The sequence below is a fragment of the Achromobacter sp. Bel genome, assembly GCF_012928505.1.
Lineage (GTDB): Bacteria > Pseudomonadota > Gammaproteobacteria > Burkholderiales > Burkholderiaceae_B > Achromobacter.
The window spans coordinates 273,102-284,876 of sequence record NZ_JABBJN010000002.1 but is presented as its reverse complement, the minus strand read 5'-3'; the positions used below and the strand labels follow the sequence as shown (position 1 = coordinate 284,876).

At 66.1% G+C, this 11,775-nt stretch carries 10 protein-coding genes and 1 other annotated feature; of the genes, 7 read left to right on the top strand and 3 right to left on the bottom strand.

Annotated elements, in window-relative coordinates:
- The 6 genes from HG262_RS02635 to HG262_RS02610 form a co-directional block, all read left to right on the top strand.
- On the top strand, positions 1–660 hold a 660-nt coding region (locus HG262_RS02635), incomplete at its 5' end, for a c-type cytochrome (protein WP_169269551.1).
- A 332-nt stretch (positions 661–992) separates the two neighbouring features.
- Positions 993–1,385, top strand: coding sequence for a hypothetical protein (locus HG262_RS02630; RefSeq protein ID WP_169269550.1), 393 nt, complete (start codon positions 993–995; stop codon positions 1,383–1,385).
- A 197-nt stretch (positions 1,386–1,582) separates the two neighbouring features.
- Positions 1,583–2,296, top strand: a complete 714-nt coding sequence (locus HG262_RS02625) for an MgtC/SapB family protein (RefSeq protein WP_169269549.1) — start codon at positions 1,583–1,585, stop codon at positions 2,294–2,296.
- Positions 2,297–2,341: 45 nt separating this feature from the next.
- A complete protein-coding gene (locus HG262_RS02620) occupies positions 2,342–2,755 on the top strand; it encodes a DUF2946 family protein (protein ID WP_169269548.1) in 414 nt (137 codons plus the stop codon).
- Between the two features lie 48 nt (positions 2,756–2,803).
- Entirely contained in the window at positions 2,804–4,939 is a 2,136-nt protein-coding gene (locus HG262_RS02615; RefSeq protein WP_211186924.1) for a TonB-dependent receptor, read from the top strand.
- Between the two features lie 82 nt (positions 4,940–5,021).
- Positions 5,022–5,074 (top strand) — a sequence feature (sul1 is cis-regulatory element that is thought to sense ions involved in sulfur or methionine metabolism; They are found in Alphaproteobacteria).
- Positions 5,075–5,164: 90 nt separating this feature from the next.
- Positions 5,165–6,622, top strand: coding sequence for a SulP family inorganic anion transporter (locus tag HG262_RS02610; protein ID WP_169269547.1), 1,458 nt, complete (start codon positions 5,165–5,167; stop codon positions 6,620–6,622).
- Here the strand turns inward: HG262_RS02610 and HG262_RS02605 are convergent.
- From HG262_RS02605 to HG262_RS02595, 3 genes are all read right to left on the bottom strand, one after another.
- A complete protein-coding gene (locus tag HG262_RS02605; protein WP_169269546.1) occupies positions 6,619–7,722 on the bottom strand; it encodes a DUF748 domain-containing protein in 1,104 nt (367 codons plus the stop codon). The two genes, HG262_RS02610 and HG262_RS02605, sit on opposite strands and share 4 nt — an antisense overlap.
- A gap of 194 nt (positions 7,723–7,916) precedes the next feature.
- Positions 7,917–8,096: a hypothetical protein gene (locus HG262_RS02600; RefSeq protein ID WP_169269545.1), complete on the bottom strand. Its 180-nt coding sequence runs from the start codon at positions 8,094–8,096 to the stop codon at positions 7,917–7,919.
- Positions 8,097–8,267: 171 nt separating this feature from the next.
- Complete coding sequence (locus tag HG262_RS02595; protein WP_169269544.1) at positions 8,268–9,179, bottom strand: EAL domain-containing protein; 912 nt, start codon at positions 9,177–9,179, stop codon at positions 8,268–8,270.
- 341 nt (positions 9,180–9,520) lie between these two features.
- Between HG262_RS02595 and HG262_RS02590 the strand changes: the two genes are divergently transcribed.
- Positions 9,521–11,659 (top strand): FUSC family protein, encoded by a 2,139-nt coding sequence (locus HG262_RS02590; RefSeq protein WP_169269543.1) that lies wholly within the window; start codon positions 9,521–9,523, stop codon positions 11,657–11,659.
- Positions 11,660–11,775 lie beyond the last annotated feature (116 nt).

Sequence of the window (11,775 nt, the reverse complement as noted above, 5' to 3'; positions counted from 1 at the left end):
GTGGCCACCGCGCCCGTGCCAGGACGAAGCGCATTGGATTTCAGCGCCTCGCGTCCTGACTGGGAAGGATTCCTGCGCGGCGCCGACCCGCAAGCCGGCAAGCAACTGGCGGCAAGCGGCAAGCCCGGGGCCGGCGTCCAAGCCTGTATCGCCTGCCACGGACCTGCGGGCATCACACCCACCGGCGGCATTTTTCCCAACCTGGCCGGCCTGAGCCAAGAGTATCTGGCCAAGCAACTGGCCGATTTCCGCAGCGGGACGCGGGTGCAGCCGCTGATGAACACGATCGCGCGCGCGCTGACCGAACAGGAAATCGGCCAGGTGGCAGCCTATTACGGGACCTTGGCCGGCCCGCCGCTGCACGTGGGGGAGTTCGGCGGCGAAGCGGCGCGCAAGCTGGACCTGCAAGGCGACGGCGCGCGGGCGTTGCCCGCCTGCGCGAACTGCCACGGCTTGCGCGGCATGGGCGAAGGCCCTTTGCTGCCCAGGCTGGCCGGGCAATCCAAGGAGTACTTCACGGACCAAATGATCGCGTTTCGCAATGGCTCGCGCCAGAACGACGACGTGGGCGTCATGCGCGCGTTTTCGCAACGTCTGACCGACAGCGAGATCGAGGCGCTGGCCTTGTATTACGCTGGTCCCCCGCCCAAACCGAAGTGAAGCCCCCCGCCTTGCGCAATCCGCAGGGCGGGCAATTTTTCCTGGTGTTTACCCTAGCCCGGCGCTATACTCGCGGCACTTTCAACCACCTAGAGATCACTGTGGACAACGACGGATGTAGTCGAAAACCGACTGCTCGCGCCGCTTGACGCAGGATCCGCGGAATCCCCCTTCCGCGTGAGTCCTGCGATCAGCCAGGACTTGGGCGTTCAGCCCCTCTCCCCCTAAAGCTTACCGACGCGATACGCGGGCCTTGTGGCGCGCGTGCCTTGCCGGTCAGGCGGCGCATGCCTGTGGACCTTCCACCGTACTCCCCTGTCAAGGAGACGAACATGCGCATCAAGAAACTCTTCCCGTTCCTGGACCGAGCCCATGACGCCCGGACTGCCCGGACCGGCAGCCCGGCCTCGCTGGGCGCCACGCCGGCGCGCGCGCCCGTCGCGCCGGTCTATCAATTCACCATCGTCAGCCTCAGCGCTACGCTGAACACGCTGCGCAAGCAGCTGTACTACGAACTGCAGGCGCTGGACCTGCGAGTGGTCGCCGTGCGCATGTCACGCGCCGAATCCGACCAACTGGCGTCCACGGTCGTCACGCTGCATTGCCCGCCGCACCTGCGCGGGCTGCTCAGCGCCGTCGCCCTGCGGCTGGGCCAAAGCCCGGATGTGCGCCGCGTGCACTGGGAAAACGAAACCGGCGCCTCCATCGCCGTGCTGCCGGCCTGAAGCCCGGCTTTCCTGGCAAGGAGATTGTCATGAAAGACCCGTACAAAGTCCTGTTGCTGGCCCGCGTGCTGGCCCTGCTGCTGATCTGGCTGGTCGGCGCGGGCCTGGTGCTGGCCTCAGTCTGGCGGCTGCCCTGAGCGCGCCAGGGACACGCCCAGCCCTGTCGAACACCCATAAGCTGAAAAAGGGGCAAGACCATGAAGAACTTCGAAAACATCCAATTCCTGACCTTGGCCAACACCCTCGTCAGCCTCTTGACCGCCTTCGTGCTGGGCGCGATCGTCGGGTTCGAGCGCCAGTTCCGGCAACGCACGGCCGGCCTGCGCACGAACGTGCTGGTGGCGGTGGGCGCCGCCATCTTCGTCGACATGGCGTTCCGCGTCGGTGGTGCGGATGGCGGCGCGCGCGTCATCTCCTACGTGGTGTCGGGCGTGGGGTTCCTGGGCGCCGGCGCGATCATGCGCGAAGGCGGCAGCATCCGCGGGCTGAACACCGCAGCCACATTGTGGGGCTCGGCCGCCATCGGCGCCTGCGCGGGCGCCTCGCTGATGCTGGAAGCCGTGGCGGCCACGGCCTTCGTGCTGGCGGCCAACACCCTGCTGCGCCCCGTTGTCAGCTACGTGAACCGCCAACCGCTGGATTCGCAGACGTCGGAGGTCACGAACGTGATCCATGTCATCGCGAATGTGGAACACCGGCAGGCCGCCATGACCGTGCTGGAAGAGGTGCTGGAAGCCGAACAGCTACCCTTGTCCGAACTGAAGATCGACCAGTTCGGCGAGAACGAGGTCGAGATCGAGGCCGCGCTCAGCGAGGCGTCCGTCGACGAACTGGACCTGGACCGCGTCACCGCGAGCATCGCCGCATCACCCGCCGTGCGCACGGCGTTCTGGGCTGCCCGAACCGTTTGATGCCGGGGACGGCCACGGCGAAACGCTCTAGAATGAGCGCCGACCATGCGCCTCTCATCGACGACCCTGAACCGCGGCAACACCGGCCTTTGGCTAGTGCTGATGCTGTTCGTGCTGAAGGCGATGGTGCCGCAAGGCTTCATGCCGGCCACGCATCAAACCGGCACGCTGATCCAGCTGTGCTCGGCCGCCGGCCCCATCTGGGTAGCCGGGCCGTCCAAGCCGGACACCAAAGGCAACGCCCCTGACGAGCGGCACGCGGCGCAAGCCGCCGCCTGCCCTGTGGGCATGGCGCTTGCCGCCGTTGCGCTGCCGCCCTCGCCCGTTGTGCTGTCGGCGGCGTTGGCCGTCATGGCCCACCCCGTGGCCGCGCGCGCCCCGCCCGGCCCGGCCCATCCTTCGGTCACCGGCGCCCCGCTAGGCGCCCGCGCCCCGCCTCCCCTCCCGGTATTCCGCTAAACCCTGCGCCGCCCTTGCGCGGCAATCCTTAGCCTACCGAGAGTACTCATGTCTTTTTCCTCCGCCAGGACGCGTCGCGTCCTGAAGCGGCGCGTGGCCATTTGGACCGCGCTCGCCTTCACGCCCGCGCTGCATGCGCAAACGGCCCCGGTCGCCACGCTGCCGGCCATCTCCGTATCCGGCGACACCCCGGCGCCGACATTGCTGGACCCGGCGTCCACCGGCACCTTGCTGGGCCTGACGCCCTTCGAAACGCCAGCCAGCATCGACATCATCAGCAACGAGCAGTTGCGCGCCCGTGGCGCCACTACCGTCACGGACGCCATTACCCAGGCGGCCGGCATCAGCGCCATGCGCCATCCGGGCAACGGCGGCTCATCCCTGTCTTCCCGCGGATTCACCGATTCCAACTCGGTCGCGCAACTTTATGACGGCGTGCGGCAATACGGCGGCGTGGGCCAGACCTTCATCTACGACCCCTGGGCCGTGGACCGCATCGAAGTGCTGCGTGGCCCGGCCTCGGTGCTGTACGGCGAAGGCGCCATTGGCGGCGTGGTCAACGTGATCCCAAAGAAGCCCACCCGCGGCCCCATCGAAAACGAGCTGATGACGACGCTGGGCACGCATGACACCCAGCGGTTCGGCTTCGGCAGCGGCGGCGCGCTGGACGACAAGTGGTCGTACCGACTGGACGTCAGCGGCAACCATACCGATTCCGGCATCAGCCTGGGGGATTCGCGCGATGCCGCCGTTACCGCCGCGCTGCGCCTGGACGTGTCGCCGGACCTGAATTTCACACTGACCCAGGCTTACGGCTGGCAAGAGCCCACTCGCTATTTCGGTACGCCGCTAGTCGACGGCACGCTGGACTACGGGTTGCGCAAGCAGAACTACAACGTGGCCGACAGCAAGATCATCTACCGCGACAGCCGCACTGAACTCAAGGCCGAATGGTCGCCCAATGCGGCCACTGCCGTGCGCAGCCGCCTGTACCACATCGGCAGCAACCGCGATTATCGCGATGCCGAAAACTACGCGTGGACGCCCGCCGGCCAGATACTGCGCAGCGGCTATACCGAGATCGGCCACGACCAGGAACAGATCGGCATGGTCACCGACGCGTCCTTCGACGGCCATCTGTTCGGCCTGGCGAACAACGTGGCGGTGGGGGTCGAGCTGAACCGCGCCTCGCTCAAGCACACCAACAACTCGCCCTACTCCGGCACATCGCTGGTGGATCCGTACGACGTGGATCATGGACGCTTCATCAATATCGCCGGCACAACCCCGCGCTACCGCAATACGGCCAGCCAATACGCGTTGTTCGCCGAAGACCGGCTGATGCTGACCTCCCGCTGGTCGGTGCTGGGCGGCGTGCGCTACGACCATATCGACTTGAAGCGGCGCGACCTGGTCGCGGACGAAACGGCCTTTCGCAGCACCTACACCAACATCGGATGGCGGCTGGGCACGGTCTACGACGTGCTGCCCACCTTGTCGGTCTATGGTCAGTACGCGCAGGCCGCCGATCCCATTGGCAGCCTGCTGTTGCTGTCGCCCGCCAACAAGGGCTACGAGCTCTCGCAGGGAAAGCAGATCGAGATTGGCGTGAAGCAGACATTCTGGGAAAACAAGGGCCAATGGACGCTGGCCGCCTATCACATCACCAAGAACAACCTGGTCACGCGCGACCCCAACGACCCCGCGCTGCGTATCCAGGTGGGCGAGCAATCGTCGCGCGGACTGGAGGCCACGCTGGGTGTTGAACTGTCGCCGGCCTGGCGGCTGGACGTCAATGCCGTGGCGCTGCGCGCACGCTATGACGACTTCAACGAGTCGGTGGGCGGCGTGGCGGTGTCGCGCAACGGCAACGTACCCACCGACGTCCCCGAACGCGCAGCCAACGCATGGCTCAGTTGGAAGTTCGCACCGCGATGGACGGCCAGCGCGGGCGTGCGCTACGTCGGCAAACGCTACGCGGACGCGGCCAACCGCCTGGAAATGGCGGGCTACACCACGACCAATCTGGCGCTGCAATGGGAGCCGCGGCAAGACTTGAGTCTGGCGCTGCGCGCCTACAACGTGTTCGACCGCCAGTATGCCGAAACCGCCTACTACAACCAGACGCAATGGCTGCTGGGCGAAGGCCGGCGCGTCGAACTCAGCGCCAACTACCGGTTCTGAGCGGCGGCAGGCCGGGCCCTGCGTGTACAATCCGACCGCCGCTTCTGCAATGGAGGCAGCGGTCGCCCTATCGGCGATCCCCGTTGGACCCGGCATGCCGGGTGGCTCAGCCGGGCGCCTATCCCCCGGACAACTCCAAGCGATTCCGGGCGCGTACCGGCACTCTCCGCACTCCCTCTGAATGGGACTCCGCCCGGCGCTTGCTGACCTCAGGTTAGCCAATCAATGTCTTTCTTCTCCAAGCTTCATCGCGAATGGATGTCCAATCCGCGCGCCGATATCCTGGCGGGCGTGCTGGTCGCGCTTGCCCTGATTCCCGAAGCCATCGGTTTCTCGATCATCGCCGGCGTGGATCCCAGCGTGGGCCTGTACGCCTCATTCTCCATTGCCGTCATCATCGCCTTCACGGGCGGACGGCCGGGGATGATCTCGGCGGCCACCGCGGCCATCGCGGTGCTGGTCGTGCCCCTGGTGCGCGACCACGGCATCGGATACCTGTTCGCGGCCTCCGTGCTGATGGGGGGCTTTCAGATCGCCGCCGGCTTCCTGCGGCTGGACCTGCTGATGCAGTACGTGTCGCGCTCGGTCGTCACCGGCTTCGTCAACGCCCTGGCCATCCTGATCTTCATGGCGCAATTGCCCCATCTGACGGGCGTGACCTGGGTCACCTACGCCATGATCGCCGGCGCGCTGTCCATCATCTACCTGCTGCCGCGCCTGACCACGGCGGTGCCTTCGCCCCTGGTGGCGATCGTGGCCATGACGGCCGTGTCTATCTATGGCGGCCTGGACGTCGCCACGGTGGGCGACATGGGCAAGCTGCCGTCCGCCCTGCCTTTCTTCCAGATTCCCGACGTGCCGTTCACCATGGAGACGCTGCGCATCATCCTGCCGTACTCGTTGACCATGGCGGCCGTCGGTTTGCTGGAATCGATGATGACCGCGCAGATCGTCGACGACATGACGGATACGTCCAGCGACAAGCGCCGCGAATGCAAAGGCCAGGGCATCGCCAACATCGTCACCGGCTTCCTGGGCGGCATGGGCGGCTGCGCCATGATCGGGCAGTCGGTCATCAATGTCAGGTCGGGTGGCCGAACGCGGCTGTCCACGTTCGTCGCGGGTGCATTCCTGTTGTTCCTGATCGTGGCCCTGGGCCCGCTGGTGGCGCGCATTCCCATGCCGGCGCTGGTGGCGGTGATGATCATGGTGTCGATCGGCACCTTCAACTGGCAATCGTTCCCCAACCTGCGATCGCACCCCTGGCAATCATCGGTCGTGATGCTGGCAACGGTACTGGTCGTGGTGTGGACGCACGATCTGGCCCGCGGCGTGCTGACCGGCGTGTTGCTGAGCGGCCTGTTCTTCGCGGGCAAGGTCCGTGCCCTGATGACCGTGACGGCCAGCCTGTCCGAGGACGGCGCGACCCGCACGTACCGCTATGCCGGTCAGGTGTTTTTTGCCTCCGCCGGGCGGTTTGCCGCGGCCATCGATTTCCACGAGGCGGTGCATACTGTGGTCATCGACGTGTCCGAAGCGCATTTCTGGGACATTTCAGCCGTCGACGCGCTACACAAGACGGTCGCCAAACTGCGCCGCGCAGGCCTGGCCGTGGACGTCGTCGGCCTGAACGAGGCGAGCGCCACGTTGATCGGCAAACACGCGCCCGGCGCCGCGCACTAGGGGCTGAGCAAGTCCGACAGGGCGTTGCCCAGCTCCTTCACGGCCCCGGTCACGCCCTCGGCTGCGCCTTCGGCCCCCACGCCGATGGCGCGGCCGAAGCCTTGCGCCACCTGCGCCGCAAAACCGCGCCGGACCGAGAACTTGGGGTTGTCCAGGCTTCCCTGAAGCTTGAAGTCAAAACGCAGCGCGCCGCTCTTGTCTTTCATGGCGGCAAGCACCGCCTTGCGGGGCAACGAGAACAGCGTGCCGTCGCCGCTGAATGTCAGGCCCCGCAGCGCGACGCTGCCAGAGGCCCGCAATTCGCGATTGGCAATGGTGGTGTTCATGTCCAGATCCATCGCGCCGCCGGTCAGCGATCCTGCGTCCTTTTCCGACAGATAGGGAGCAGCATGCCGGATATCCATGTTGCGCACGGCCACTTTCATGTCGGCGTCCGTGCCGCCGATTTGAAGCCAGCCTTGCGCGCGCACGGTCGACTCGCCATTGCGGTTGTCTTCCAATGTGCCGCTGAACGTCATGTCGCTATGCGCGCCGTCGCCCGGTATCAATACTGGGCTCAACCGCGCTTGCACGTTCTTGAACGGGATGCGATGCGGAGGCTTCGAGATCACGGCATCCTCGAAATCCAGACGGCCATCGCGCAGGATCAGTTCCGCGATGCGGATCGTCCTGTCGCCGCGCGTTTTGCCGTCGCCGCCGGCGCCCGCGTGCAGTGCTGCTTGCAACGCGGGCGCGATCTTCATATCGCCATCCGCGTTGCGCACCACGGCAAAATCGAAACCTTCGACCACGACGGAATTAAAGACGGCCTCATGGCGCAGGAATGCCGGCCAATCGGGTTCCAGCACGATGCGTTTGGCGCTTGCGCCCGCCTGCCCCGAGGCCCCAGGCACGTTGACGTCGGTCAGCACCACCTGCCGCCAGCCCACCCGCACGTCGCCCACCTGCCCGCGAGGCCCCAGCATGCTGGAGATCCGCTGCTCCGCAATGCGGGTGGCGGCAAAGGCCAGCACCCCCGCCAGCGCTGCAAGGACAAGCAGGACGGCGATGGCGGTGCCCAAGACCGATCTCTGGCGCGTCGCGGCTGCGTTCAGGCTCATTGCGGTTCCTGGTTAGGGGTGCCGACGGTGTAGGCAATGGTCGGCGATACGGGGACATTATTCAATGGACGAAATGGATGATGGCGGCTTATGTCCCCTGACGCAAACGGCCCCGTCCGCACCGTGTAAAGGGGCGGACGGGGCCGTCGGGACGTCGCGCTGCCGGCTTCCGGACTCAATGCGCGAACGGGGGGTCAGCGTTGTGTCTTGTTTTGCTGGCCGGGCTGCTGGCCCTGCTGGCCCTGGCCTTTATCGGCCTGCTGCCCACCTTGGCCAGGCTGCTGACCAGGGGACTGATTGCGGTCCTTGGGGTTTTCCTGGGCCTGTTGCTTTTGCGGCTGTTTTTGCTGGTCGGGCTGATTCTGATTGGACATTACATGTCTCCTGATAAGGCGGAAAAGACTCCGCTAGACCAGGAGTAGCAACCAACGTGCCCAAATCCCGCGCCGGCGTCTGCAAGGGCAAACGGATTGAAGTCCCCGTTTTCAGACCGGTAAGTCCGGGTCTTGTTGGAAGAAATTGCGCGCCAAGGTGGACCGTGTGCGTTATTGCGCCGTCGCGCGGACGGGAAAAGCGGGTTCGGCCTCGGTGACGGCCCCATCGAAGGCCTCGATCCAGGAAGACGCGTAGCTGGCGGGCGCGGCCAGAGGCTCCCCGCCATCTCGCTGCGTGCGCAGGCGCACCATCAACGCCTCCAGCGGCATCGGACGCCCCAACGCGAAACCCTGTCCGTAACGACAGCCGGCCGCCCGCAGCGCCGGGATATCGGCCACGTTTTCCACGCCTTCGGCAACGACGCGCCAGCCCAGGCGGGTAGCGAGTTCGGCGGCCGTGCGCAACACTTCGAACGCCACGGCGCTGCGCCGCATGCGCGTCACGAAATACTGGTCGATCTTCACTTCGGACAGCGGGATGGCCGACAAGAGCTTCAACGACGCATGGCCGGTGCCGAAATCGTCCAGGCTGACCTCGCACCCCGCGTCCTCCAGCTTCATCAGCGACGCGCGCAACACATCCAATTCGCGGATGGGCTGGTCTTCGGTCAATTCGACCCGCACCAGCGAAGCCGGCAGTTCGGCCTTGTAGATCCGGTCCAGCAGGAAATCGACGGCGCGTTCGTCTGACAGGGTCGTCGCGGGCGCGTTGATGGCGACCGGCACCGCGATGCCCGCGCGCCGCATCGTCAACAGCACATCGATCACGTGCAGGCTGACGCGCTCGAACAACAGCTTGTCCAGGCCCATGCGGTTGATCGCCGGAATGAACTCGGCGGGCATGACGATGCCCAGGCGCGGATGCTGCCATCGCGCCAAAGCCTCGGCCGACACGATCCTGCCGGTCATCAGATCCACCTGCGGTTGCAACAACACCCGCAGGCCATCTTTCCCTGTCACCATGGCCGCGACTTCTTCGTCGCTGACCACCGAGCTTGTGGAAGCCTCGTGATTAAGCGTCATGTCTACGCTCCTCGCGCGCCTCTGGGTAAGGCCTGCGCTGTCCGGGCGCAGAAAGAGGCACATTGGGACATGAGTGTTCACTATCGGCTTGCCGCTATCGCGCCGGTCATTATTTCCGGCGCGCTGAACCGCCAACTGTTTTTTTATGCGATTTCGAGCAATTGTTCCAGGCAAATTTGCGCCTAAGACGCCGCAAAGTCACATAAATGAAACTATATGTATGCATCCATTCGGTTTCATGAATCTGACACGCCGTGGACAACGCACGCGACGCCACGAAAACAGCGTTGTCGACATGGTAGGGTTTGCGTCTTTCGGCTCTCGGGCGCCCCTGCGGTCCCATGAATAGCGTGACGAACCTGCTTTCCCGTTGGCGCGTTTCCCTGCGCAACATCCTGTGGCTCGACGCCTTGCAAGCCGCTGCGATCAGCGCGGCCCCTGTCATCCTGGCCGTGCTGGTGCATGAGCCGCGACTGGGTTGGACCGCGATCGCCGCGTTCTGGGCCTGCTTCGGCGATCCCGGCGGCCCGTTGCGCCAACGCGCGGGTTCCATGTTGGCGCTGGGGCTGATTGGCGCCTTGTTTTGCTTTCTGGCCAGCGCAAGCGCAGGACATCTATGGATGCTGCTGCCCCTGACCTTCATCTGCTGCACCTTCGGCGGCTTGCTACGCGTGCTGGGTCCCGCGGCGGCCATCGTGGGCACGCTGCTGTCCGCCGGTTTCGTCGTAGCCGCCGAGCTGCCCGCGCCCACGTTGGCCGAAAGCCTCTGGTACACGCTGTTCTTCCTGGCGGGCGCCGGCTGGGCCATCTTGATGACCGCGCTGGTATGGCGCCGCCGGCCCTGGAAAGACGCCACGCACGCCGTCGCCCACTCCTACCGCGGGCTGGCGGATTTCGCCGATGCGCTGGCGCGCATGTATTCGGGCCTGACGCCGGCGGCCGGCCCTGAAGCCTGGACCGCCGTCACCAAACCGCAGAGAAGCGCCCAGCGCGCCGCACTGGAGTCGGCCCGAGTCCGTATCCGCGAGGTCCAGGACACCCGCCCTTCCCGCCGTGCCCGCGCGAACCAATTGACCTATCTGCTGGACAACGCCGAGGACAGCTTCATCGCCCTGGTCGCGTGCGCCGACCTGTTGGAATCGCACGCGCCCCAATGGCTGGGCCGCAGCGCGGGCGCTCATCTGTCGCATGCGTTGCACCGTTATGCCAGCGTCTGCAACGCCATCGCCAGCACGTCGGACGTGAACGATCCCAAGCAGGCAGAATGCCTGCGCGAACGACTGGCCCACTTCGGCGCGGGGTTGCATGACCTGCGCGGCGGTGCGATGGCCTATGCGCCCGATCTGGCCACAATGGTGCCCGTGCTGGATCGTCTGCTGCATACGGCGCAAGCGGTCATGCAGGCGTTGTTCGACCAAGGCGGCGCGCCCGACGCGCCTGTGCTGCAGCGCCGCGCGGCCTCACGCGCACGGCAGGCGTGGCGCACGCTGCGGCAGAACCTGAGCGTGGAATCCGATGCCTTCCGCCACGCCTTGCGCGTGGGCGTGGGCGCCACCATCGCCGTAGCCTTGTCCAAGACGTTCGCCGTCAACCACGGTTATTGGATGTCGCTGACGCTGGTCTTCATCCTTCAGCCCTATTTCGCAACCACCTGGCAGCGCACCCTCGAACGGGTGACGGGCAGCGTGGCGGGTGCCATCGGCGCGTCCCTGCTGGGCCTGCTATTGAGCACGCCGTTGTCCGTCGCGCTGGCGGTGCTGCCTATCGCGCTGGGCACCTTCGCCGCGCGCACCATCCACTACGCGCTCTTCACCTTTTTCCTGACGTCCCAGTTCGTGTTGGTCAGCCATATCCAGCAGCCGGAGATCTATGAACCCACGCTCGCCGCGCTGCGTGCCTTCAATAGCGTGCTGGGCGGCATCCTGGCGTTGCTGGTGGGGTTTCTGGTGTGGCCGGAAAAAGAGCCGCGCCAGTTGGCCGGCGCGCTGACGCGCGCGCTGGATCGCCACGCGGCTTATGCGCTGGCGCTGATCCGGCAGAAAAGCGGCGCCGCCCCGGCACCGGCCGACAGCGACATCGTCGCCTTGCGCCGCCAGGCGTGCCTGTCGGCCGATAACGCCGAAGCGTCGTTGCAGCGGCTGCAACAGAATCCGGTGCACCGCGAGCGCAACGTCGACACCGCCGTCAGCCTGTTGAACGCCATGCGGCGCATCACGGCCGCCGGAACGGTGCTGGAGATCCAGCCCGCCCTGCCGGCCCAGGCGCCCGCGGCCTCGGCGCTGCGCGACTATGGACGGGTTTTGGCCCACGCCCTGCATCCTCTGGACGACGCGCCGGACCTGCCGCCCCGCCCATGGGCCGTGCCGGCCGCCATCGCGGCGGCCGCCCCCGCCTTGGCCGACCCGCTGGACCGCATCGCCCAGCAGGCGCGGCAGGTTCGCCAACTGCGCGACCGCATCGAAAAAGCGCCACCGCGGTAACCCGGCACGGCGCGGCGACCGGCGGCTTTTGCGCCGTTATGGGGTATCTGAAGACGGCTTGACGCGCATCAAGGGCCCATCACGCGGAAAGCGCAACCATGTGGGTATGGGACGCT

Excerpts from the sequence above, each read along its gene's own strand:
- HG262_RS02590 (WP_169269543.1), top strand. The coding sequence starts at position 9,521 with ATGAATAGCGTGACGAACCTGCTTTCCCGTTGGCGCGTTTCCCTGCGC.
- HG262_RS02630 (WP_169269550.1), top strand. The coding sequence starts at position 993 with ATGCGCATCAAGAAACTCTTCCCGTTCCTGGACCGAGCCCATGACGCC.
- HG262_RS02625 (WP_169269549.1), top strand. The coding sequence starts at position 1,583 with ATGAAGAACTTCGAAAACATCCAATTCCTGACCTTGGCCAACACCCTC.
- HG262_RS02595 (WP_169269544.1), bottom strand. The coding sequence starts at position 9,179 with ATGACGCTTAATCACGAGGCTTCCACAAGCTCGGTGGTCAGCGACGAA.
- HG262_RS02605 (WP_169269546.1), bottom strand. The coding sequence starts at position 7,722 with ATGAGCCTGAACGCAGCCGCGACGCGCCAGAGATCGGTCTTGGGCACC.
- HG262_RS02610 (WP_169269547.1), top strand. The coding sequence starts at position 5,165 with ATGTCTTTCTTCTCCAAGCTTCATCGCGAATGGATGTCCAATCCGCGC.
- HG262_RS02600 (WP_169269545.1), bottom strand. The coding sequence starts at position 8,096 with ATGTCCAATCAGAATCAGCCCGACCAGCAAAAACAGCCGCAAAAGCAA.
- HG262_RS02620 (WP_169269548.1), top strand. The coding sequence starts at position 2,342 with ATGCGCCTCTCATCGACGACCCTGAACCGCGGCAACACCGGCCTTTGG.
- HG262_RS02615 (WP_211186924.1), top strand. The coding sequence starts at position 2,804 with ATGTCTTTTTCCTCCGCCAGGACGCGTCGCGTCCTGAAGCGGCGCGTG.